The 23331-nt window shown below is 71.1% G+C and carries 22 protein-coding genes; 13 read left to right on the top strand and 9 right to left on the bottom strand.

Annotated elements, in window-relative coordinates; translation table 11 throughout:
- A partial coding sequence (locus ABZ857_RS29955; RefSeq protein WP_357049196.1) for a response regulator transcription factor occupies positions 1–277 on the bottom strand: 277 nt, incomplete at its 3' end.
- A 49-nt stretch (positions 278–326) separates the two neighbouring features.
- On the bottom strand, positions 327–1733 hold the full coding sequence (locus tag ABZ857_RS29950; protein WP_357049193.1) for an NERD domain-containing protein kinase family protein: 1407 nt from the start codon (positions 1731–1733) through the stop codon (positions 327–329).
- A gap of 185 nt (positions 1734–1918) precedes the next feature.
- Here ABZ857_RS29950 and ABZ857_RS29945 point away from each other — a divergent pair, with 185 nt between their 5' ends.
- Positions 1919–2965, top strand: a complete 1047-nt coding sequence (locus tag ABZ857_RS29945; RefSeq protein ID WP_357049190.1) for an NAD-dependent epimerase/dehydratase family protein — start codon at positions 1919–1921, stop codon at positions 2963–2965.
- 30 nt (positions 2966–2995) lie between these two features.
- Positions 2996–3244 (top strand): hypothetical protein, encoded by a 249-nt coding sequence (locus ABZ857_RS29940; RefSeq protein ID WP_357049188.1) that lies wholly within the window; start codon positions 2996–2998, stop codon positions 3242–3244.
- An 832-nt stretch (positions 3245–4076) separates the two neighbouring features.
- Here the strand turns inward: ABZ857_RS29940 and ABZ857_RS29935 are convergent.
- Both ABZ857_RS29935 and ABZ857_RS29930 read right to left on the bottom strand, forming a co-directional pair.
- On the bottom strand, positions 4077–4517 hold the full coding sequence (locus ABZ857_RS29935; protein ID WP_357049186.1) for an ATP-binding protein: 441 nt from the start codon (positions 4515–4517) through the stop codon (positions 4077–4079).
- Positions 4518–4600: 83 nt separating this feature from the next.
- Positions 4601–4987 carry an STAS domain-containing protein gene (locus ABZ857_RS29930; RefSeq protein ID WP_357049183.1) on the bottom strand — a complete coding sequence of 129 codons (387 nt, stop codon included), beginning with the start codon at positions 4985–4987 and terminating at the stop codon, positions 4601–4603.
- A gap of 230 nt (positions 4988–5217) precedes the next feature.
- Between ABZ857_RS29930 and ABZ857_RS29925 the strand changes: the two genes are divergently transcribed.
- A complete protein-coding gene (locus ABZ857_RS29925; RefSeq protein WP_357049181.1) occupies positions 5218–6405 on the top strand; it encodes a glutamate--cysteine ligase in 1188 nt (395 codons plus the stop codon).
- Positions 6406–6459: 54 nt separating this feature from the next.
- On the opposite strand, the gene ABZ857_RS29920 is transcribed toward ABZ857_RS29925, so the two are convergent.
- Positions 6460–7908 (bottom strand): aminotransferase class I/II-fold pyridoxal phosphate-dependent enzyme, encoded by a 1449-nt coding sequence (locus ABZ857_RS29920; RefSeq protein ID WP_357049179.1) that lies wholly within the window; start codon positions 7906–7908, stop codon positions 6460–6462.
- A gap of 154 nt (positions 7909–8062) precedes the next feature.
- Entirely contained in the window at positions 8063–8443 is a 381-nt protein-coding gene (locus tag ABZ857_RS29915; RefSeq protein ID WP_357049177.1) for an STAS domain-containing protein, read from the bottom strand.
- A gap of 549 nt (positions 8444–8992) precedes the next feature.
- On the opposite strand from ABZ857_RS29915, the gene ABZ857_RS29910 reads away from it, so the two are divergent.
- Together ABZ857_RS29910 and ABZ857_RS29905 are read left to right on the top strand one after the other, a co-directional pair.
- The gene (locus tag ABZ857_RS29910; protein ID WP_357049175.1) at positions 8993–9325 is read left to right on the top strand and encodes a hypothetical protein; all 333 of its coding nucleotides are present in this window, start codon (positions 8993–8995) and stop codon (positions 9323–9325) included.
- A 54-nt stretch (positions 9326–9379) separates the two neighbouring features.
- The gene (locus ABZ857_RS29905) at positions 9380–11662 is read left to right on the top strand and encodes a glycoside hydrolase N-terminal domain-containing protein (RefSeq protein ID WP_357049173.1); all 2283 of its coding nucleotides are present in this window, start codon (positions 9380–9382) and stop codon (positions 11660–11662) included.
- Here ABZ857_RS29905 and ABZ857_RS29900 read toward each other — a convergent pair.
- The 3 genes from ABZ857_RS29900 to ABZ857_RS29890 are packed head-to-tail and all read right to left on the bottom strand — an operon-like array spanning position 11652 to position 15240.
- Positions 11652–12563, bottom strand: a complete 912-nt coding sequence (locus ABZ857_RS29900; protein WP_357049171.1) for a carbohydrate ABC transporter permease — start codon at positions 12561–12563, stop codon at positions 11652–11654. The genes ABZ857_RS29905 and ABZ857_RS29900 overlap by 11 nt on opposite strands.
- A complete protein-coding gene (locus tag ABZ857_RS29895; protein ID WP_357049169.1) occupies positions 12560–13579 on the bottom strand; it encodes an ABC transporter permease subunit in 1020 nt (339 codons plus the stop codon). The genes ABZ857_RS29900 and ABZ857_RS29895 overlap by 4 nt, the downstream gene beginning before the upstream one ends.
- The gene (locus tag ABZ857_RS29890) at positions 13576–15240 is read right to left on the bottom strand and encodes an extracellular solute-binding protein (RefSeq protein ID WP_357049167.1); all 1665 of its coding nucleotides are present in this window, start codon (positions 15238–15240) and stop codon (positions 13576–13578) included. Before ABZ857_RS29890 ends, ABZ857_RS29895 begins: the two co-directional genes overlap by 4 nt.
- A gap of 510 nt (positions 15241–15750) precedes the next feature.
- On the opposite strand from ABZ857_RS29890, the gene ABZ857_RS29885 reads away from it, so the two are divergent.
- The 8 genes from ABZ857_RS29885 to ABZ857_RS29850 are packed head-to-tail and all read left to right on the top strand — an operon-like array spanning position 15751 to position 23323.
- Positions 15751–16461, top strand: a complete 711-nt coding sequence (locus tag ABZ857_RS29885; RefSeq protein ID WP_357049165.1) for a hypothetical protein — start codon at positions 15751–15753, stop codon at positions 16459–16461.
- On the top strand, positions 16458–17216 hold the full coding sequence (locus ABZ857_RS29880) for a glycosyltransferase family 2 protein (protein WP_357049161.1): 759 nt from the start codon (positions 16458–16460) through the stop codon (positions 17214–17216). The genes ABZ857_RS29885 and ABZ857_RS29880 overlap by 4 nt, the downstream gene beginning before the upstream one ends.
- Positions 17213–18415, top strand: a complete 1203-nt coding sequence (locus tag ABZ857_RS29875) for a 2-phospho-L-lactate transferase CofD family protein (protein WP_357049158.1) — start codon at positions 17213–17215, stop codon at positions 18413–18415. The genes ABZ857_RS29880 and ABZ857_RS29875 overlap by 4 nt, the downstream gene beginning before the upstream one ends.
- Positions 18412–19074, top strand: coding sequence for an HAD family phosphatase (locus ABZ857_RS29870; protein WP_357049155.1), 663 nt, complete (start codon positions 18412–18414; stop codon positions 19072–19074). Before ABZ857_RS29875 ends, ABZ857_RS29870 begins: the two co-directional genes overlap by 4 nt.
- A complete protein-coding gene (locus tag ABZ857_RS29865) occupies positions 19064–19819 on the top strand; it encodes an NTP transferase domain-containing protein (protein ID WP_357049152.1) in 756 nt (251 codons plus the stop codon). The genes ABZ857_RS29870 and ABZ857_RS29865 overlap by 11 nt, the downstream gene beginning before the upstream one ends.
- Positions 19807–21069 carry a hypothetical protein gene (locus ABZ857_RS29860; protein WP_357049149.1) on the top strand — a complete coding sequence of 421 codons (1263 nt, stop codon included), beginning with the start codon at positions 19807–19809 and terminating at the stop codon, positions 21067–21069. Before ABZ857_RS29865 ends, ABZ857_RS29860 begins: the two co-directional genes overlap by 13 nt.
- Positions 21066–22322, top strand: a complete 1257-nt coding sequence (locus tag ABZ857_RS29855; protein ID WP_357049146.1) for a glycosyltransferase family 4 protein — start codon at positions 21066–21068, stop codon at positions 22320–22322. The genes ABZ857_RS29860 and ABZ857_RS29855 overlap by 4 nt, the downstream gene beginning before the upstream one ends.
- The gene (locus ABZ857_RS29850) at positions 22319–23323 is read left to right on the top strand and encodes a glycosyltransferase family 2 protein (RefSeq protein WP_357049143.1); all 1005 of its coding nucleotides are present in this window, start codon (positions 22319–22321) and stop codon (positions 23321–23323) included. The genes ABZ857_RS29855 and ABZ857_RS29850 overlap by 4 nt, the downstream gene beginning before the upstream one ends.
- Positions 23324–23331: the final 8 nt, after the last annotated feature.

Raw genomic sequence — 23331 nt, 5'->3', positions numbered from 1 at the left:
CGTTGAACAGCGCCTCGTCGTCGGCGTAGGAGGTCAGCATCAGGCAGGCCAGGCCGGGCACCTTCGAGCGGACCTCGCGGCAGACGTCCACCCCGCTGCCGTCGGGCAGGCGCACGTCCAGCACCGCGACATCGGGCCGCAGCGCGGGGATGCGGGCCACGGCAGAGTCGGCCGTCCCGGCCTCGCCGACGACCTCGATGTCGTCCTCGGCGTCCAGCAATGCCGCCACCCCACGCCGTACGACCTCGTGGTCGTCCACCAGGAACACCCGAATCATGACCTGGACGTTAGCGTCCCTTGGGCTGCCCGGCCAGTGACGAAGGTCCCTACGAGTGGCGGGACAGGCGGCGCAGGGCGCTCCTGATCCTGCCGCCGAACGGCGCGCGCCGCCGGGGCTGGGCGTCACGGGCCACCCGCAGCTCCATGAGGGCCGTGGCCGCGTCCGGGCGCTTGGCCGGTGTGGGGTCGCGCATCCGCCGTACGAGGTCCATGACCTCGGGAGCGACGCCGCCGGCGTCCGGCTCGGCGTCCGCGCCGGGCATCGGCAGCTCGCCGGTCAGGAGCTGGAAGGCGATCACGCCGGCCGAGTAGACGTCGGCGGCGGGGGTCATCCGTTCGGGGCGCGCCCGGCACTCGGGGGCGACGTAGTGGACGTCGAGGATGTTGGGCAGCTCGTTGGCCACGGTGTGCTTGCGCGGGCCGGGCTTGGCGTAGTCGAAGCCGGTCAGCATCGCGTTCCCGCCGTCGGTGACGAGCACACAGGCGGGGGTCAGCGCCCGGTGGATGACGTTGTTGGCGTGGACGTGGGCGAGGCCGTCCAGCATGTCCTCCATCACGCCGAGCTTCGCTTCGATGCCCAGCTTCCGCCCGGTCAGGTGCAGGTGCAGGGCCTGCCCGTGGACGTCGTCGAGCACGAGCACGAACCGGCTCTCGTCGTCGATCGCGAAGAAGTCCCGCGAGCGCACGACGCAGGGATGCGGCGGGATCTTGGCGAGCGACTGGTAGGCGTTGGCGATCCGGCGCTGCTCGGTCACCCGCCGCCGTTGCTCGGCCATCGGATCGGCGCGGTAGACGCGCAGCAGCACGGTGCCGCTGGTCGGGGCGGTCGCGTTGACGGCGCGATACTCGGTGACCCGGCTGTCGCCGCCGAGCTGCTCCTCCACCTCCCAGTTGCCGAAGCGCGGCGGCGCGGTCGAGCGGCGCACGGTGCCGTTCAGCGCCTCGAGGATCGCGGTCCGGTACGGCCCGGCGTCCCGGCTGCACCCGTGCCTCACCCGGGACGCGTCGCTGAGCATGGGAACGAGCCCGGAGATCGTGGTGACGTGCCGGGCGTCGCGGCCACTGGGGTCGACGAGGACGGCTCCGGGGGCGGTCAGCACCACCACGTTGTCGACGTACAACCGCTCCAGCTCGCGGTGCTCCTCGATCAGCAGGCCCTTCAGCGCCCGCGCGGTGCCGCGCAGCTTGGCCACCGGCGAGCCGAACGCCTCCCGGTGCTGGGGGAACCACCGGGTGCCCGACACCTCGAACCGGCCCCGGGCCCCCTTCACGTCGATCACCACGAGGGAGTGGCCGGTGAGCACGACCACGTCCACCTCGAACAGGTCGGCGCCGCGCGGAATCTCGATGTTGTGCAGCAGCAGCCAGTCGTCAGGGGCGTTGTCCCGCAGGTGCGCGATGACCCTTCGCTCGGCGTCATTGACGGGGCGTCCGCCACCGACGATCTGAGCCATCTCTGCTGCTCCGCCTCTCTGACCAGATTGAGAACTTAATCCTCCTAGGTAGCGGTATTCCCGCGCCACCACTGATTCCCCCGCATTGTCCCAGGGGAAATCTGGGACCCCATCTTCGGGCCCGCTCCAGCAGGCCGACACCGCGGGACCGCATGATCAGCGAATTGTCGGGGATGGAGTATTTCATGCGAGTTGTCGTGGTTGGCGCGAGCGGGAACGTCGGCACGAGCCTGCTCACCGCCCTCGAGTCCGAGACGAGCGTGACCTCGATCGTGGGGGTGGCCAGGCGGATGCCGGGCTGGCGCCCGGCGAAGACCGAGTGGCGTACGGCCGACGTCTTCAGAGACGACCTCGATCCGATCCTCGCCGGCGCCGACGCGGTCGTGCACCTGGCCTGGCTGTTCCAGCCCACGCACGACCCGGTCACCACCTGGAACTCCAACGTCCTCGGCAGCATGCGCGTCTTCGACGCCGCCGTCCGGGCCGGGGTCTCGGTCCTCGTCCACTCGTCGTCCGTGGGGGCGTACTCGCCGGGGCCCAAGGACCCGCCCGTCGACGAGTCCTGGCCGACCCACGGCTGGCCGAACGCGGCGTACGGGCGGGAGAAGGCCTACATCGAGCGCGTGCTCGACATCTTCGAGCGCGACCACCCGGACATCCGCGTGGTGCGGATGCGCCCGGGGTTCGTCTTCAAGGAGGAGGCCGCGACCGAGCAGCGGCGGCTGTTCGCCGGGCCGTTCCTGCCGCAGCGGCTGGTGCGGCCGGAGCTGATCCCGTTCGTGCCGGACATGCCGCGCCTGCGGTTCCAGGCGCTCCACTCGCGGGACGCCGGCGAGGCGTTCCGGCTGGCGCTCACCCGCGACGTGCGGGGCGCGTTCAACATCGCCGCCGACCCCGTGATCGACCCCGCCGTGCTGGCGGACCTGCTCGGCGCGCGGCGGGTGCCGGTCCCCGCCGCGGTGGTGCGTACGGCGGTGTCGGCGGGCTGGCACCTGCGGCTGATCCCGGCCTCGCCCGGCATGGTGGAGATGGCCCTGCAGATCCCGATCATGAACACCACCCGCGCCCGGGAGGAGCTGGGCTGGCAGCCCCGGCACAGCGCGGTGGAGGCCCTGCGCGCGGCGATCGAGGGCATGCGGCGCGGTGCGGGCATGGAGACCCCGCCGCTCGCGCCCGACTCGGGCCGGGAGCGGATCAAGGAGGTCACGACGGGCGGGGGCATGCGGCCGTGAACGGCATCCGGCATCGGTGAGGGAGGCACGATGGCGCTGCTCGACCCCGACTGCGTACGGCGGCTGCTGGAGTCGGCCGACCCGGACGTCGCGCTGGTCTTCGTCCGGGGCGAGTGCCTCGTGCTGCCGCTCGACGAGATCGACGAGAGGCACCGCAAGCTCGTGGTGGTGCGCCGCGCGGACCTGCCCGAGGCCCGCAGCGACGAGCCGGTGACGGAGGAGCGGGTGGAGGCGCTCACGCGGTGCCTCGAGAACGCCGTACGCGATCTCGGCGCCTGAACCCGCCACCCTGCCTTCCGGCCGCGCGTGCGTGACGACGACGTCACTTTCGGTAACATCGTCTCCGGCATCCCCTATCCGCGCGGGTTCCGGGTGTCGCGCAGGCGGCCCGGATATGCCGCCCGATGCCGTCCTCTGAGACAAATGACGGCGTGTCGCGCGCTGACCCAAAATTCCGGAAAGCGCTGCGGACAAATCGGGCAGACAACTGCGCACCGCAGGACAAATCAGGATCAAAAGCTATCGCAAGCTGTGATCTGATCGTCACTCTTCGTATGGAACCTCGAATGCCGCTCGTATTCGTTGCGTGCACGGTGGGTCACCTGTGAACATCAGGGAAAGGTCCGGAATCCCTCCTACCGGGTCGGCGGCGCGACGGCGGCGGGGATTCCGCCCATGGCGCGCCTCGGACCGGCCGGGAACGGATTCCTGATCGGGCCGATCGACATGTTCGAGATGGATTCTCGGACAGCGCATATGGGGAGGGGGCCCCGATGACTGCTATCAGGCCCCGCGGGAGCGGGGGACGCCGTCACGAAGGGCGAATTCACGACCCGGAGTTCGGCTCGTGGATCGGCGAGGTGGCCAGAGCGGTCCGGGACGTGGTCGACAGCACACCCCGGACCATCCGCCTCTGCGCCCTGATCGCGGTTGCCGCCGCGTCATGGGCATTCCTCAGGTAGCCGTCCAGCAGCCATGAGGAGGTGGTCGCGGACCCAGGTTAGAGCGGCCGGAGAGCCGTGACGGCCCGATTTACGGGATCGGGACGATACCCAGGGCCAACCCTGGGTCCGCGACGGGTCGCCGCTTGGCGACAGGGGTGAGCGCCCGCTCAGACGGGGTGGGCGCTGCGCCCGAGGGAGGCGGCGCCCCCGTCGTCCACAACGCCGTCGTCCACCCGCATGGACAGCCGGATCGTCGACTGACCGGGAACCCGGTCGATGGTCACCGAGTCGCACAACTCGCCCATGAGCCACAGGCCGAAGCCGCGGTCACCGCGGCCGCTGGGCCGCTCGCTCGGCACGGCGCCCGGCCGCAGGACGCCGACGTGGTCGGCGACGTCGACGGCGAGCACGATGCCGTCGCAGGAGATCGCCAGCGTGCCGGCTCCCCCTCCGTGTTCGAGCACGTTGATGGCGGCCTCGTTGGCGGCGATGACGAGGTCGTCCAGCCGGGGGCCGGTGAGGCCCGCCTGCACGGCGTACCGCTGGATGTTCTCGCGGAGCGCCGCGAGATCATCCGTTATCGGCCACTGCCGGCGCTGATCCACCACCTGTCCTCCTCGCCGCTGTCTTTCTGGCTGAATCTGCCGCTCGATGGGTCCGAGGCTACCGTCTCGTTACCCGTTCCCTGCCTTCACCTGGGGGTAGACCGCGCGCCGACCGCCTCGACGGCCTCCGCCAGACCCGGTGCGACGGTGAAGGCGCTGATCAGTCCGGTGACCCTGAAGATCCTCGCCAGCCGGGCGTTCAGGCCCGCCAGCGTCACCGCGCCGTGCCGCTCCTGCATCAGCTTCCGTACGGACAGCAGGATCCGGATGCCCGTGGAGTCGCAGAAGTTCAGGCCGCTCAGGTCGAGGACGAGCTCGCGGTGCTCCTCGCCGAGGGCCGCCTCGACGTCCCGGCGCAGCCGCTCGGCGTTCGTGTAGTCCAGGGCGCCCTCGAGCGCGACGACCAGCACATGCTCGGCCACATGGTCGGCGACGGGGGCGGACACGGGGGTCAGTACGACGGCGGCGGTCACGAGCACACCTCGGCGGACGCTGCGGGGACGGTCGGGCGGTGGGGGAACCTGGCCGGGCCCCGGCCAGGTTCGCCAGTCTAGAGCAGCGACGCCGCCCGGCCGGGGCGTACGGCCTGCGGAGAGGTTCACCGCCACGCGGGGACGGTCAAGAAACGCCATATGTGGTTTTTCGCCCCATGGTTGGGGGAACGGGGAACTGAACGACTGGACCCCTCCTGAAGAGACCGCTTATGCCAGACGTGACAAGGGAGGTCCAGTTCGACACCATGCACGAATCCTCCCTCGTCGCGCAGGCAACCGTGAGTTCGGCGGCGCTCACGCTCGGAGTGGAGGAGGAGTTCCTGCTCGTCGACCCGGGAACCGGACGGGTCGTCCCGGCGGCACGGGAGATCCGCGAGCGGGTGGCCGGGCCGGGGGCGGACCGGCTGGTGTTCGAACTGACGCAGTTCCAACTGGAGAGCAACAGCGCCGTGCACACCGCCCTGCGAGACCTGCACGGCGACCTGCTGGAGATGCGCCGCGCCGCCGCCGCTGCCGCCGCGAGCGTGGGGCTCGCACTCGTCGCGTGCGGCACCGCCCTTGACGGCAACACGGGAGTGCCGCCCTTGTCGTCGTGCCCCCGCTACCAGGCCATGCTCCACGAGTTCGGGGCGGTCATGGACGGCCAGGGGGTGTGCGGCTGCCACATCCACGTGGGCATCGGAGACCGCGAGGAGGCGGTGCGGGTCAGCAACCACCTGCGGCCCTGGCTCCCGGTCCTGCAGGCGCTCGCGGCCAACTCGCCGATCGCGGACGGCCGGGACACCGGCTACGCGAGCTGGCGCGCGCTGATGATGGGCAGGTGGCCGAGTGCGGAGCCGCCGCCGTTCTTCCGCTCGGCCGAGCACTACGAGAGCCTCGTCGCCGGCATGCTGGCCGGGGGCACGATCCTCGACCGGAAGATGATCTACTGGCTGGTCCGCCCGTCCGACCACGTGCCGACGCTGGAGATCCGCGCGGCCGACGTGTGCCCGACCGCGGGGGAGACGGTGCTGCTGGCCGGGCTGGTGCGGGGGCTGGCCGAGACGGCGCTGCGCGACGTGCGGGCCGGCGTGCCCGCCCCCGACGTCGAGGACACCCTGCTGCGGGCGGCCTACTGGCGGGCCGCCCGCGACGGCGTGGACGGCGAGGCGCTCGACCTGCTGAGCGGGGGCGGCACGCGGGTGCCCGCCTGGCGCCTGGTGGATCGCCTGCTCGACTACGTGCGGCCGGTGCTGGAGGAGAACGGCGACTGGACGCCGCTGACCCTCCAGCTCGACCGCGTACGGCACAGCGGATCGGGGGCGGCGCGTCAGCGGGCGGCGTACGCCCGGCACGGCCGCCTGCGTGACGTGACCGAGCTGCTCATGGCGCAGACCGCCGTCTCCTGCTGGGCCTGACCGTGCTGGGCCTGACCGTGCTGGTCCTGATCGGGCGCTGCCGTCCTGCTACGGTCACTCGGCGACGACGCGCAGCGTCTTCAGGCTGGGATCGCTCACGTCCGGAATGTTCATGCCGCCTTCGAGCCCGGTGGTCAGGTAGCTCAGCACCGGTTCGGTGACGCGCTCGCCCGGGCACAGGGCGGGCGCGCCCGGCGGGTACGGCGTGACCATCTCGGCCACGATCCGGCCCACCGCCTGGCCGGTGGGCACGATCTCGACCCGCCCGAAGAACGCGTCCCTGGGCAGCATCGCCACGTCCAGCTCCAGCTCGCCCGGCTCGGGCACGTCGATCGTCGCCGCGGGCGGCAGGTCGCGGGCCGACGACAGGGCGCGCAGCGCGTCGAGCAGCGCGCCGGCCGTCTCCTCACTGTCGGCGACGGTGATCTCGGCGCTGACGCGGCGATGGTCGCTCAGCGAGAGGTTGACGTGGCAGCGCTCGCGCAGCCAGTCGGCGGCGTGGTAGCCGTCGACGCCGAGCCCCGACACGTCGACCACGATCTTCAGCGGGTCCATGTCGAAGGCGCGGGTGTTCTCCTTGCTCAGCACCCACAGGCCGTGCATCTTGCCGATCTCCCTGCGGATCGACTCCGCGAGCTCCAGCGTGCGGTCGAGCAGGTCCTTGCCATGCTCCACCATCTGCCTGCGCCAGCCGTCGAGCGCCGCGTAGATCAGAGTCGAGGGGCTGGTCGTGCCGAGCAGGTCCTCGCGGGCCTTGAGCACCGCGGGGTCCACCCGGTTGCCCTGCAGGTGGAACACCGAGCTCTGCTCCAGCCCGTTGCCCATCTTGTGGACGCTCGTGACGCACAGGTCGGCCCCGGCGTTCATGCCCCACGTGGGCAGGTCCTCGTGGAACGGCAGGTGGGCGCCCCAGGCCTCGTCCACGATGAACGTCCGGTCATACCTGCGGCACACCTCGTTGATGCCCTCCAGGTCGCCGCAGGTGCCGTAGTCCACCGGGCTGGCGACGATGACGCCCTTGGCGTCGGGGGCCGCCTTGAACGCCTCCTCCACCGCCTCCGGAGTGGGCGGGTAGGACATGTGCAGATCGCCGTCCCAGTCCCCGTGGACCCAGACGGGCTCGACGCCGCTCAGGATCAGTGCCGAGATGACCGACTTGTGGGCGTTGCGGGCCACCAGCAGCTTCTCGCCGGGCCCGGCCACGGAGAGCATCGCGCTCTTGACCGACAAGGAACTGCCACACGTGGAGAAGAACGCCCGCTCGGCGTTGACCGCCTCCGCCATGAGCTGCTGCGCCTGTTCGAGCACGCCGTTGCTCTGCAACCGGTCGTCCAGGCCGTTCATGATCATGACGTCATCCCGGAAGAGGTCCTCGCCCAGGACTTCCAGGACCCGTGGATCCACCCCCCGCCCCTGCTTGTGGCCTGGAGGCGTGAAGCTGATGTCTCCCCGTCGGCGATAGGCGGTGAGTGCCTCAAGCACGGGCGCGCGGGACTGGTCCATGTCCGTGTTCCTCCCCTGAACGACGTCGGGGCCGTTCCCCTCGTCCGCGCTTACCCGGACCTGACCGGCACAAACGACGGCGGCGGGCGCTCAGAAGCCCCCGCCCTCGGTGAGAGGACGGGGGCCGGCGGTCAAACGGTCAGATCTTGGATCTTCAGACCATGGACACGTGGTGTGAGTCCGTCACCACCATGGCGGCGACGGCCTCGACGGGCGTGCCGTCGATGACGAACGTGTCGCGCAGCCGGGTCGCCTCAAGGACGATCTTCAAGATGCCGTGAACTCCGGTGAGCCGCATCGAACCGGCGGCCTTCGCGATGTCGTCCCGGGCGTCCAGCAGCGCTTCCAGGCCGCAGGAGTCGCAGAACCGCAGACCGGACGCATCCACCACGATCTTGGCGCGACCCTGGCGGACAAGATCCCTGATCGCCCTCCGGAGTGTGTCCCCGCTGGCGATGTCGAGTTCACCTCGCAGCGCGACCACGACGGCCGGCTGGTGATCGCTCACAGTAATCTCGAGCTGCTGCGTTGTCATATACGCGCCTTCATCCATATTTTTCGGGCGTACTGTCTTGAACGACGCTACCCGGCGGAGTGTCAGGTCCCGGTAATGCGCGACGGTCGATGGTATGCGAGTCCGTCGAGCAATCCCACCTGTACGCCAGAATGTGGCAAATAGGTAAAGAAGTCGGGCTTTGAAGCGATCTTTGGGGGTGCGTCCCGAGCCTCCCGGGATCACGCCGATCGCCTGTCCTGTCGGGGTTCGCGGCCCGCGAGTGATCGCTGGAGGCGGCTGCCCGGACGAGGTGGGCGGTGCCCACCGCCCGGCCTCGCGAGGGCGGAGACTGGACTGGTTCAAACATACCAGCTAGCCCTACAAAGGACGTGTAACCACCCCTCTCTCGAAAAATGCTTACTTTTCCGACTCTCTCTTGGGGGACGCATTACCGGCCATGCCCCGTCCGTGGCTCGGACCTGACCGGTCCGTACGGCAGGTCACGTGAACGTCAGGCATCGGTGCTTGGCCCGTCCGCGCGCGGGTAGAGGGCCGGTTCCCGGAAGTACGGCGAACGGGAGGATCGGCATGGCGGACGAGATCACCGCGGGCAGGAACGCGGCGCGGGCACTGGCGGCCAGGACGCCCGGCTGGATGGTCTGGTACGGCGAGCGAACCGGAGGCTTCTGGGCCGTCCCCCGGACCACGACGGCGATCGTGCCGCGCATGCTGGAGGCGCCGACGGCGGACGACCTGGAGAAGGAGATCCGGCGGGCCGAGGGCCGTCCCGCACCGGAACAGACGCCGGAACAGGCGCAGGAGGGGACGCAGGAGGGGACGGCGGAGGGGACGGCGGAGGCCGCCCGGCACCGCCGATCGGCCGCCGAGGCGCCGGCTCCCCGGATTCCGGTGAACCACTGACGGCCATACGCCGACCACTTGCCCTTCTTTCAGCTGAAGGTCAAACTAATCGGGGTGGATCAAGGAGTCGACGGCTTCGTCTCCCGCACCCGTACGGGCGACTGGGAGCACGCGCTGATCAGCGGGAACGGCCGTCAGGGCGCCCTGGTCTACGGCGCGGGCCCCGAGATGCGGGTGACGCTCTCGCACGAGCGGCTGTTCCTGCCCACGCTGCCGCCGATCGACCCGCCGGAGACCGCCCGGATCCTGCCGGAGCTGCGCGCGCTGCTCTACGCGGGAGAGTTCCGGCGGGCGGCCGAGCGGGTGACGGAGGTGGCCGTCGAGCAGGATCCCGGCTACGCGGACCTGCGCTGGATCGACCCGCTGATCGGCGCGGGCACCCTGACGTACACGCACCGGACGTCCCCGGAGGGCTACGAGCGGGGCTGCGACTTCACGACCGGGCTGGTGACCCAGGAATGGCCCGGCGTCCTCAGGCAGGAGGTCTTCGTCTCCCGCGCGTGCGACATCGTGGTGATCCGCCTCCTGGGCGACGTCTCGGGGACCCTCGCGCTCGCGCCGGTCGAGGGGGAGCCCCCGGCGCCGATCGCGTACGCGACGCGGGCCGCCCCCGACCGGCTGGAGCTGACCGCCGAGTTTCCCGGGCACTGGCCGGGGGCCGTCGCCGGATACGCGGTCGAGTGCCGCGTCCACGCCGAGGGCGGCCGCCTGCGGGCGGGCGGCGACGTGCTGGAGGTGCGCGGCGCGCGGGCCGTCACGATCCTCGCCAGGACAGTCGTCCGTCCGGCCGGGCGCGAGCCGTACCCGCTGGACCGGATCGTCCCCGACGCCGACCGGCTCCTGCGGGACCACGCGGCGCGGCACGGCGACCTCTTCGGCCGCGTACGGCTCCGCCTCGGCGGCGCCGATCCGCGCCCCGCGAGTGAGGACGCGCTCGCCCGCGGCGGGCCCGAACTGGTCGAGGCCGTCTTCGCGGCGGCGAGGTACGCGATCGTCTCCAGCGTGGGGGAGCTGCCGCCGACGCTGCAGGGCGTGTGGAGCGGGACGTTCCGACCGCCGTGGCAGTCCGGCTACACTCTCGACGGCAACCTGGAGTCGGCGGTCGCCGGGCTGCTCGCCACCGGCACGCCCGAGCTCCTGCCTCCGGTCTTCGACCTGCTCGAACGGTTCCTGCCCGACTTCCGGGACAACGCCCGCAGGCTGTACGGCTGCCGGGGGATCCTCCTGCCCGCCCACCTCTCGACGCACGGCAGGCACAACCACTTCCATCCGACGTGGTGCCTGACCTTCTGGACGGCGGGGGCGGCCTGGCTGTCGAGGCTCTACTACGACTACTACGACTACACGGGCGACCTCGGCTTCCTCCGGGAGCGGGCACTGCCGTTCATGACCGAGGCGGCCGAGTTCTACGAGGACTTCCTGGATGTGCGGGGGAACGACGCGCGGGGTGACTTCGCGCCCTCCTACTCCCCCGAGAACGCCCCGTCGGGCGGCGACGCCCAGGCGTGCGTCAACGCCACGATGGACATCGCCGCCGTACGCGACCTGTTGCGCAACCTCGTCCGGGCCTGTGGGGAACTCTCACTCGACGGCCGGTGGCAGGCGCTGCGCGACCGCCTGCCCGCATACCGGATCGCCCCCACGGGCGAGCTGTCGGAATGGGCGCCGCCGCCCGGCCTCACGCTGACGGACAACCACGCCCACCGGCACGCCTCCCACCTCTACCCGTTCTGGTACGAGACCGGCGACGCCGCCGACCCGGCCGTACGCGCCGCCGGCGCCGAGGCCGTACGCAGGCGGCTGGAGTGGTGGCGCGGAGCCGGTTCGGACGAGATGGCGTTCGGGCTGGTCCAACTGGGCCTGGCCGCCGCGAACCTGGGCATGGCGGCGGAGGCGTCGCAGGCCCTCGACCTGCTGGTCACCCGTTATTGGCGGGCCAACATGGTCTCCACCCACAACCGCGACGCCATCTTCAACGTGGACGTGTGCGGCGGGGTCCCTGCGCTGGTCGCCGCGATGCTGGTCCGGTCGGAGGGCGACCGCCTCGACCTGCTTCCGGCCTGCCCCTGGCCGTCCGGCGAGGTGCACGGCCTGCGGGCCCGGCGCGGAGTCGTCGTCGAGCGCCTGACCTGGTCCTCCGAGGGCGTCGAGGCGGTCCTCGCCGCCCCCGCCCCCCGCCGTCTCACCGTCACGGCTCCCACCGGCGCTCTCACGACCGTCACCACCCCCTGCACCGTACGCACGGCGACGCCCCGCCGGTGGGAGGTGCGGCGGGGTGTCGGTCCGGGGGAAGGGGGGTCAGGCGCGGGGCGTCAGGGGCCGGGCGTCAGCCCTTGATGGCGCCGATGATGACGCCCTTGGTGAAGTGGCGTTGCACGAACGGATAGATGACCAGGGCGGGCAGCACGGCGATGGCGACGATGGCCATCTTGATGGCCAGCGTGGGAGGCGCGACGTGGCCGAAGCCGCTCACGCCCACGGTGGCCGTCGGCAGCGGGTTGGAATCCACGACGTACGACCGTAGGACCAGCGCCAGCGGCCACATGCGGGTGTCGTCGATGAACAGCATGGCGTTGAACCACGCGTTCCAGTAACCGACCGCGTAGAACAGGCCGATGACCGCCGTGACCGCCTTCGACAGCGGCAGCGCGATCCGCCACAGGATGCGGAACTCGCCGGCGCCGTCGATGCGGGCGCTGTCGAGCAGCTCCTTCGGGATGTTCATGAAGAACGCCCGCAGCACGACGACGTTGAACGCCGACACGGCCGACGGCAGGATCAGCGACCAGTACGTGTCCTTCAGCCCGAGCGAGGCCACCATCAGGTAGGTCGGGATCAGGCCCGGGAAGAACACGAACATCAGCAGCACGCAGAACAGGATCGGCCGGTGGAACAGCGTCCCCGGCCGCGACAGCGCGTACGCTCCGAGGACGCTGACGCCGAGGCTGATCGCGGTGCCCGCGACGGTGACGCCGGTGCTGACCAGCACCGCGCGGCTGACCACGCTGTCTGAGAAGATCTGGCGGTAGGCGTCGAACGTGATGCCGTCCGGCACCAGCACCAGGCCGCCGACCCGGTTCACCGTGTCGGCGGACGACAGGCTGGTCAGCACGATCGTGTAGAGCGGCAGCAGCACGGCGAGCACGATGAGCGCCAGCACGCCGCCCTTGCCGATCCGGCCCGCGACCGATCCCGGCTCCTCCCACGGGGCCAGGCCCGAGACCTTGCGAAGACTCATGATCGCGAATACACCCCCCGCTCGCCCAGGGCGTGCGCCACTCGGTTGGCCACCAGGATGAGCACCAGGCCGACCAGGCCCTTGAACAGACCGGCCGCCGCGCCGTAGCCGAAGTCGCCGGTGCGCAGGCCGGACCAGTAGACGAAGGTGTCGAAGACCTCCGACACCTTGCTGCCGACCGCGCTGCGCTGCAGCATGAACTGCTCGAAGCCGACGTTGAGGGCGTCGCCGAGCCGCAGGATCAGCAGCAGCACGATGACCGGCCGCAGCCCGGGCAGCGTGATGTGCCACATCCGGCGCCACCGGCGGGCCCCGTCGACCGCGGCGGCCTCGTACAGGTTCTGGTCGATCGTGCTGAGCGCGGCGAGGAACACGATCGTGCCCCAGCCGGCGTCCTTCCAGACCGTCTCGGCGGTGACCAGCAGGATGAACGTGTCGGAGTTCGTCATCCAGTCGATGCCCGAGTGCCCGTGGTCGCGCAGGATCTGCGCGATGAGGCCGGCGCCGCCGCACATCTGCTGGAAGATCGCGACCACCAGCACCCACGAGAAGAAGTGGGGCAGGTAGACGACGCCCTGGATGAAGGCCCGCAGCCGCCCGGAGACCACGCTGTTGAGCAGCAGCGCGAGCGCGATCGGCACCGGGAAGTAGAAGACGAGCTGGAACGCGGTGATGCCCAGCGTGTTCACCACGGCCCGGATGAACTGCGGGTCGCCGAACAGCTCGGCGAAGTTGGTGAAACCGATGATCGGGCTGCCCAGGATGCCGCCGCTGAACGGGTTGTAGTCCTGGAAGGCGATGACGTTCCCCAGCGCCGGGACCCACCAGAAGGCGGTGACGAGCACCAGCATCGGCATGGCCATGACCAGCAGCGGCCAGTCCCGGCGCAGCCGCGTGGCGAAGGTGTCCTTCCGCGTGTCCTTCCGCGTGTCCTTCCGCGGGCCGACGGCCGGTCCGGCCTGGGTCGCCCCGCGCCGGACCTCCGTCACGCTCCTCGTGTCCGCGTCGGCGCTCACAGCCGGCCGTTCTCCCTGGCGACCTTCATGTAGAACTCGCGGGCCTCGTTGCCGCCCTGCTCCTGCCAGTCCTTGACGATCGTGGCCCACTCCGAGATCGGCCGCTTGCCGCGGAAGATCTCGTTCATCTTGTCCTCGGTCGGCTTGACCAGAGCGGCCATCTTGGACGGCACCTCCACCCGGATGCCGACGAACGGGTCGTTCTCCAGGTATCGCGAGGCCGTTTTCTGCCAGCCGTGGTACGCCTCGACGTAGCCGGGATACTGGTTCTCCGTGATCGCGCCGGGCCGTCCGGACAGGAACAGGTACGTCGGGGCGACCTCCTTGCGGCCGAGCGCGGTCGGCTGGACCTGCCCGTCCTTCAGCGTGAAGTGCTTGCCCTCGACGCCGTTGCTGACCAGGTCGTACTCCTGCGTGCCGTACGGCGCGGAGCACCAGTTGGCGATGCCGATCAGCTCACGGGTGCGGGCGTCGCCGAGGCCCTTTTTGATGAAGCAGAACATGCCGGCGGGCTCGTTGCGCCAGACGATGACCTTGCCGCCCGGATGGGCCGGGTACGGATCCGCCGCCCGCACGTTGAACTTCGGGTTGCTGGGCAGGAACCGGCCGAACAGCTCGTGGATCGCGCCGATCCCGTCCTTGTACATGACGAGCTGCCCGCTGCCGAAGGGCTCCTTGTGGTCGGCGAACTGGTTGGCCACGACGTCCGGGTGGACGTATCCCGCGTCGAACAGCTTCGTCAGCAGCTCGATGGACTGCTGCCACTCCGGCGTCTCGTACTTGTAGATCAACGTGCCGTCGGGCTGCTTGCGCCACTCGCGCGGGGCGCCGAACGCCCGCTGGACCTCCTGGTCCATGCCGCCGAAGGCCCAGCGCTTCTTCTTCGGGTCGGTCAGCTCCTTGCCCAGCGTGAGCAGGTCGTCGGCGCTCTTGGGATGGGACAGGCCGAACTCGTCGAGGATGTCCTGGCGGACGATCGTGGCGAACGGATAGGGCGCGTTCTGCCAGGGGATGCCCTGGAGCACGCCGCCGAAGACGCCGTACGTCCATGCGGCGGTGTCGTAGTTGGCCAGCAGCGGGAACTCCTTGGCCTTGTCGCCCGCGAGATAGGGCGACAGGTCGGCGAAGAGCTTGTTGGCCGCCTCGGTGAAGTGGGCGATGGTGATCAGGTTCCAGCCCGGAATCTGGATCATGTCGGGCACGTCGCCACTGGCGAGGATCGTGTTCAGCTTGTCCACGTACGTGTTGCCGTCGGAGATGTTGAACCGGACGACCCCGCCGAGCCGCTCGTTGACGGCGTCGTAGTAGGAGTTCTCGCCGAGGCCCGGAGGGACGGTGCCCCACAGCGGGGTCATCACCTTCACCTCCGTGCCGCTGGTGATCGGCTTGGTGGTGACGGCCTGGACCATCGTGCCCGGCCTGGTCAGGAAGCCGGGTTCGACGAATTCGCTGCCCGGCAGGTCGGGCGACAGGCCGGCCACCTGGAACGGCACGCGGGTGGGGACGAGGCCCTTGAGCTTGTCGGCGGCGACGGCGGTGCCCTTGGACACTTCCTTCTTGGCCGCGCAGCCGGTGAGGCCGGCGGCGGCGAGCGCGCCCGCGCCGACCATCCCGAGGAATCCGCGGCGGCTGGTCAGGGCGCCGCCGGGGGATTGGCTCATTGGTGCGATCCTTCCGGAAACGGGGTTTTCTCGGAGTGTCAACGACGTCACTTAGTTCGTCAATCGGCCAAACAAATTAACGCCGTGAGCGGGGCGGCGACAAGATTCCGTGAAACGTTCATCGCCATCGCGGGATCGCTTGCCGGGCGGGTGCAGAGGCTCAGGAGGTCCATTCCGATTGGGGATTGAGGTCGGGCCGAAAAACGCCGAAGACCGATCTGACATGCATCCGCAAACGTGGTTGACATTGTCCGTAATGCGATGAAATGGCGAGGATGGCGCGAAATTCAACTACCCGCCAGTACAATTTCTCACACTGGATCACCCCCTGACCAGCGCATATGCGGTAGATGTCGGTATCTGATGCCCAATATCTGATATTGCGGACGCATTTCCGGATGAGAATGACATAATGCGTGGGAGCGCTCCCGCGCTCCCGGCTGCATTCTCCGCAGCGCCATCCGGCACGCCTGCCCGAAGGGCACGTTGGAAGGAAGGTGCCGCGTCTTCATGACGGCATTCGGCAAAAGTCCTCCGTCCCGGCCGCATCTCGACGGAAATGTTCCGGCGGACGTCGTCCGCGCCGGCTCCCGCCCCTGGGCGCCCCACCTGTGGTGGATGGCCCTGGCTGTCGGGGCGCTCGGCTTCGCCTTCGTATGGCTGGCCACGCCGCACGCGAGGGAGATCGGCTCGGCCTGGGAACTGGTGGCCAAGCTGCTCGCGTTCGCCTGCCTGTGCGTGGCGATCGCGCTCTTCCCGTGGGTGTCACCACGGCTGAACTGGCTGCTCTACGTCCCGTTCGTCTTCTTCACCGGTTACCTGATCCCGCGGATCAGCTGGTTCTACTACGGGGACGGCGCGCGGGCCCAGGGCGACAGCTTCTACACGCACCTCTACCTGCTGCTCTATCCCGGCATCGTGCTCACTGTCGCCGCCGCCTACCGCATCGGCGGGGGCACCCCGGGCCGCTGCCTGAAGATCATGGTGAGCGGCGTCCTCATCGTGTTCTCGGGCTTCCTCGACCTCATGTGGTTCGTCGTCAACCCGGTGGAGATCCCCGAGGTCATCGACGCGCCGCACATCAACCTGTTCACCGGGGGGCCGATCTCGTTCGGCGCGACGATCGTGTTCGCGCTCGCGCACGTGCCGATCATCGTCGGGTTCAACCTGCTTCCACTGGACCGCTGGATCGGCCGCCTGCTGGGGGCAGGTGACCAGTGAGCACTGCCGTGAACATCTCCGTGGCCGCGCCCGCGTACAACGAGGCGGACACCATCGCGGCGGTGGTGGGCGAATGGCAGGACTACCTGGAGAACACCCCGGCCGTGGGCGACTGGGAGATCGTCGTCTGCGACGACGGGAGCGGTGACGCGACCGGCGAGATCCTGGCCGGCCTGCGGGCCCGGTGCCCACGGCTCGTCGTCGTCACGTTCGAACGCAACCGCGGCGCGGGCGCGGCCATCGCCGCCGCGATCGCCCACACCCGGCTCGACTGGGTGGTGCTGCTCGACTCCGACGGTCAGTTCCCGATCGCCAACCTCGACCGCGTCCTGCCGCGCGTCCAGGCGGGGGAGGCCCTGGCGTTCTCCGGCGCCCGGATCAGTAAGGCCGACGGCGTGGCGTACCGGTGGGGGTCGGCGGCCAGCGGCGCGGTCAGCAACCTGCTCCACCACACGCGCTACCGCGACTTCAACTCGATCTTCAAGGTGGTGCACGGCCCGCTCTTCCGGTCGCTGCCGCTGGAGTCGGCCGGGATGAACTGCTCGACCGAGATCACCGCGCGGGTCGCCGAGATGGGCCACGCGTGGGTGGAGGTCCCGATCGAGCACCGGGAGCGCGGCGGCGGCAGCCGTGGCTGGCGATACTGGCGCGGCGCACGCGACCGGGCCCTGTTCGTCGCCTATCTCGGCTACCGCCACTGGCTGCTCCGCCGGGGCGTCCTGCGCAGGCCGGCCGCTCGTGAGGAGAACCGATGAACGTCGCGGTGACGATGTTCAGCGGCGGGCGCGGGGCGGCCGGCATCGCGAGGGGCATGCTGGGCACCCCGGGCGTCGCCCTGTCGCTGGTCGTCAACGGCTACGACAACGGCCTGTCCACCGGCGCGCTGCGGCGCTATCTGCCCGGGATGCTCGGGCCGTCGGACTTCCGCAAGAACCTCCTGCTCCACCTCGACCCCGCCGATCAGGCGCGGGCCGCGCTGGCGACCGTGCTCGAACACCGCCTGCCGGGCGGGACGACGCCCGCCGGGCTCGCCGCCGTCATCGAGGCGATCGCCACGCGGCGCGGCCCGTTCGCCGTGCTGCCGGAGACGGCCCGCGAGGCCGTCACGGCGGACCTGCGCGTGTTCGCCCGGCGGCTCGCCGCGTACCCGCACGGGCTCGACCTCGCCGACTGCGCGCTCGGCAACCTCGTGTTCGCGGGGGCCTACCTGCGGCTCGGCCGGGACTTCAACGCCGCCGTCGACGCCTGCGCCCGCGCGTTCGGCTCGCCCGTACGGCTGCTCAACGTGACCAACGGGGAGAACGCCTACCTGGCCGCGCTCAGGCAGGACGGCACCCTGCTGGCCGACGAGGCCGAGATCGTCGCGCCGCAGGGCCCCGGCGTGATCACCGACCTGTTCCTGCTGCGCGAGCCGGTCGGCGCGCGGCGGCGGGCCGAGCTGGAGGCGCTGCCGCCCGCATGGACCAGGGAGGTCCTGGGCCGCGAGCGCGCCGAGGTGACGCCGAACCCGCGGGCGCTGGAGGCGATCCGCGACGCCGACCTCATCGTCTACGGCCCGGGCACCCCGCACTCCTCGCTCCTGCCCAGCTATCTCACGCCCGGCGTGGCGGACGCCGTGGCGCACAGCCGCGCGGCGGCCAAGGTGTTCGTCGTCAACACCCGGGGCGACCACGACATCCGGGGGCTGAGCGCGCCCGACCTGGTGGATCGCACGCTGGCCTACCTCGGCGACCCCCGCAACGGGCGGCGGCTGGTGACCCACGTGCTGAGCCATCGCACGCCCGGCCCGGACGTCCCGGCGGTGCCTCACGGCGTGCTCGACCGGGGCGAGTGGGCGGGAGCCCGCTGGGTCACCGCCGACCTGGAACACCGCCCGGGCGTGCACCACGCGGAGCGCACGGCCGAGGCCCTGCTCGCCATCAGGGACGAGGCGGCCTTGGCGCGGGCCCGATGACGGCGCTCCTGGCGGAGGCGTGCGCCCGCCGCGTCTGGCTCTTCGACCTCGACGGCACGCTCGTGGACTCCTGTCCGGCCCACGAGGCGGCCTTCCTGCAGGCCATCGCCGAGGTCGCGCCCGATCGGCTCGCGTCCTTCCGGTACGCCGACCACGCGGGTGCGAGCACCCGCGAGGTGGCGGTGCGCCTGCTGGGCGACACCGGGGAGGCGGACCGGCTGGCCCGGCTGAAGCAGCGGCTGTACCGCGAGAACGCCGAAACGGTGGCCGTGTTCCCCGGCGCGCGGCGGCTGCTCGGCCGCCTGGTCGCCGGGGGCCGCGACGCCTACCTCGTCACCAGCGGCAGCCGGGCGTCGGTCGCGCGGGTGCTCGCGGCCTGCTCCCTGGGCGCGTACTTCCGTGGCGTGCTCACCAGCGACGACGTCCCGGCCAGCAAGCCCGACCCGGCCTTCTACGCGTACGCCTGCGAGCAGTGGGGGCTCGACCCCGGCGCGGCCGTGGTGCTGGAGGACTCCGCGCACGGGGTGGCGTCGGCGGTCGGCGCGGGTCTCGCGACCCTGCACGTCCACGTCGCCGAGCCCGCTCCCGGGGCGGTCGCGGTCCGCGACCTGGAACAGATCGTGTCTCTCCTGTTCGCGGAGGTGGGCGGTGCCGGCTGAACGGTTGTGCGCGGTGATCCCGGCGGCCGGGCGGGGGACCCGCCTGGGCCTGGGCATCCCCAAGATCATGGTGGAGATCGCCGACGGCGTCACCGTGTGGCACGTGCTCCACCAGCGGCTGCGGCCGTACGTCGAGCACGTCCACGTCGTGATGTCCCCGGAGGGTGAGGGGCCGTTCCGCGCGCTGGCGGCGGAACAGATCGCGGGCGGCGAGGTCTCGGTGAGCGTGCAGGACGAGCCCACCGGCATGGGTGGCGCGATCTTCGACGCCGCGCCGCACTGGGACGCCTACGGCACGATCCTCGTGGTCTGGGGCGACCAGGCGGGCCTGTCCCCGGTGACGGTCGACCGTGTCGCCGGGGCGCACCAGAAGGGGCTCACGCTCCCGCTGGTGCCGATGCCCGACCCGTACGTGGAGTACGAACTGGACGACGAAGGGACGCTGGTGCGGGTGCGCCAGTCGCGGGAGGGCGCCGAGTGCCGCCCCGGCGGGCTCAGCGACGTGGGCGTCTTCTGCCTGAGCACCGCAGGGCTCCGCGAGGAGTGGGCGCGCTACCTGGACGAGGCTGCTCCGGGCGCCCGCACCGGAGAGGTGAACTTCCTGCCGTTCCTGCCCTGTCTGTCGCGCGAGCGGAACTGGCCGGTGACGGTGGTGCCGGTGACCGACCCCGACGAGGCGCGCGGCGTCAACACGGCCGACGACCTCGAGTTCGCCCGGCGGGCACACCTGCGGTGGGCGCGCTGACGGAACGGGCGGCCGGGCTCCTGGCCGCCCACCGCTGGGCCGCCGGGCCCACGCTGGTGAGCACGGTGGCCAGCGGCACGGCCGCCGCGACCACGCTCGTCATCGCCAGGGGCACCGGCGCCGCCGCCTTCGGCCACTTCACCGTCGTCCTGTCGATCGCGCTGATCGTCACCGTCGGCATGCTGACGAGCCTCAACTACGTGATGTTCCAGGAGTTGCCGCGGGCCGAGCCGGGGGCGCGGCCCGCCCTGGTGACGACGGCGCTGCTGGCCACGCTCGTGCTGGGCGCGGCGGTGTTCGCCGCCGGTCTGGCGGCCGCTCCGCTGCTGACCGCCGCGCTCGGCGTGGACACCCGCACGCTCGCCTTCGCGCTGGCGCTGGCGCTGTCGATGACGCTCAACCAGCTCACCGAGAGCTTCCTGCGCGGGCTGAAGAGGTTCCGCCTCGTCGCCGGGCTGAAGCTCGCCGTGGCCGTCGCCTACCTGGGCGGGGCCGCGTTCTTCCTGCTGGTGCTCGGCGTGCGGGACGCCGAGCCGTACCTGGTCGCGCTGATCGGCACCAACCTGGCCTTCGCCCTGGTCTCCGTCGCCGGGTTCGAGGTCGCGCCCCGGTCCTGGTCGTGGGCGCTGGCCCGCTCGCTGTACCGGCACGGCGCGTACGTCACCGTCATCGCCGCGCTCACGGCGGTGGTGTTCGGGGTGGACGTCATCTTCCTCAACCACTGGGCGCCCCGGGCCGACGTCGGCGTCTACTCCGTCTACAACGGCTTCCCCAAGCGGCTGCTCGGCGTGGTGTTCACCGACGGCATCGGCCTGGTCCTGCTGCCCACGCTGGCGACCTCGGACAAGCCCGCCGTGATGCGGCGGATCGCCCGGCTCGCCCCGGTGGTGTTCGGGGCGACCGCGGTGTTCGCGTTCGCGGCGAGCACGGTGTTCTTCCTGCTCATGGGGGGCGAGTATCCATACTCGCTCGGCCTGATGGCGCTGTCGGCGCTGGGGATCGGCGCGCACACGGTCTTCAACCTCCAGCAGGTCGCCCTGACCATGGACGGGGTGCGGGGGGCGAAGGTGCTCATCGGCTGCCTGCTGGCCGGGACGCCGCTCGCGCTCGCCTGCCAGGCGGCGCTCATCGCCTGGCAGGGGCTGACCGGAGGGCTGGTGGCCTTCGCCCTGAGCAATCTCATCCTCGTGGCCGTCGTGACGGCCGTCTCCGCCCGGCTCTACCGGCCCGCATTGGAGGTGCGCGGGTGAGGATCGCCCACGTCATCAACCAGTTCCCGCCCAACATCACGGCCGGGCTCGGCCGCTATGCCGAGCTGATCGCGCCGCATCTGGCGCGCGATCACGAGATGGCGGTCTTCACGCTGAACGACGGCCGCCTGCCCGTGTGGGAGCGGCTCGGTGGCGTCACCGTGTATCGGCCGCGCGGGCGCGTGCTCGGCGCGATCGCGCGCCGCCGGCGGCTCAACCGCACGCGTGGCCTGGAGTTCCTCCTGCTCGCGCTGACCGTCGTGGTGAGCAACTGGCGTTACTTCCTGCTCCTGCGGCGGCTGCGTCCCGACCGGCGGCCCGATCTTGTGGCCGTGCACGACTCGACGAACTTCCTGTGCGGCCTGCTGTGCCACTACGTGCTGCGGCTCCCGGTCGTGTTCCACGTCCACACCACCGAGTACGGCGTCGCTCCCCAGCGCAGCATCACCGACCCGCTCAACCTGTTCGCCGCGCTGGAGCGGTGGCTGGCGCGGATCTCCCGGCGGGTGGTGGTCGCCACGCCGGAGGTGCGCGAGCAACTGCTGGAGGCGGGCTGGGACCACTCGCCGATCGACGTCGTCCGCCTCGGCGGCACGTACGAGCGGGTGGTCGCCGACCCCGCCTTCGACCACGACAAGCTGCGCCTCGGCGCGGCGGACCTGCGCGCCCGGCTCGGCGTCGCCGAGGAGGACCCGGTGCTGCTGTTCGTCGGCCGACTCGAACGGCAGAAGGGCGTCTACCAGCTCCTCCAGGCCATGCGCGACATCGCGCCCGCCGTGCCGGGGCTGCGTCTGGTCCTCGTGGGGGAGGGCGACGAGGCGGGCGTCGCGCGGATCGTCGCGGACACGGGGCTCGGCGGCCGGGTGCTGACCTCCGGCGGTTTCGTGGACGGGCGGGCGCTGCTGGACTACTACGCGATGGCCGACGCCTGCGTCTTCCCCTCGCTCTTCGAGCCGTTCGGGCTGGTGGCGACCGAGGCGATGGCCCTGGCCCGGCCGGTGATCCTGGGCGACGGCTTCTCCCGGATCTTCCTCGGCGACCCCGCGCGGCCCGCCGTACGGTTCGTGCGGGCGGCCGATCCCGGCGACATCGCCGACGGGGTGATCGAGGTCATGGCCGATCCCGGGCTGCGCCGCGCCCTGGCCGAGCGGGGCGAGCGGCTGGTGCGGGAGACGCTGAGCTGGAGCCGCGCCGCCGAGGAGACGCTCGCCGTGTACGCGGAGGCGCTCGCGGCGGGGGGGACGAGGCGATGATCTCGCTGGTCGTGCCGTGCTACAACGCGGCCAGGACGCTGCGACTGTGCCTGGAGTCGGTGCTCGCGCAGACCCGGGTGCCCGGCGAGATCGTCGTGGTCGACGACGCGAGCACCGACGGCTCGGCGGAGATCGCCGAGGAGCTGGGCTGCCGGGTCGTGCGCCTGCCGGAGAACCGGGGCGTGTCCGCCGCCAGGAACGCCGGGATCGACGCCACCACGGGCGATGTGATCTTCTTCCTCGACTCCGACGTGGCGCTGCGGCCCGACGCGGTCGCGAACGCGATGGAGATCCTGGAGCACGATCCCGAGGTCGGCTGCGTCCACGGGGTCTACGACACGGTGCCGCTGATCGACGACGGGCCGGTCGAGTGGTATCGCATCCTGCACGCGGTGCACTGGCGCCGCCGCCACCTGGGGGAGGTCAACAGCGTCGTGTTCGCCCTCGCCGCCGTCCGCCGCGACGTGCTGCTCGCCGTGGGCAGGCTCGACGAGCGGCTGCGCGACTGCGAGGACGTCGAATACAGCAGCAGGCTCGCCGTACGCAGCCGGATCGTGCTGACCGACACGGTCGTGGGCCGTCACGACGACGGCAGCCGCCTGCTGCCGATCCTGACCGAGCAGTGGCGGCGGGCCCTGCCGCTGATCCCGCTCGCGCTGACCACCACCCGGCGCGGCGCGGCCAAGCCGGAGCACGCCAACAGCCCGGCGGGCATCCTGTCCTGCGGGCTCGCCCTGGCCGGCCTGGGGCTGGTGCTGCTGAGCCTGCCGTTCGGGCTGTTCCACCCCCTTCTGCTCGCGGTCCCCGCCGTGTTCGTCACCGGGTTCGTCCTCGCCGATCCGGAGCTGGTCGGGTTCGTCCGCAGGCAGCGGGGGCCGGTCTTCGCCGCCTACTTCATGGCCGTCCACCTGGTCGTCCACGTGGTGCTCGTCACCGGTCTGCTGGTCGGCTCGCTGCGTCTGCTGACCGGCCCGCGCGAGAGCCGCGCCGAGACCGCGTGAGGGGCCGC

Origin of the sequence: Microbispora sp. NPDC046933, assembly GCF_040644635.1 — a bacterium.
Classification (GTDB): domain Bacteria; phylum Actinomycetota; class Actinomycetes; order Streptosporangiales; family Streptosporangiaceae; genus Microbispora.
Note: the sequence above shows the minus strand (reverse complement) of the source record. Positions and strands in the feature narration are given on the sequence as shown.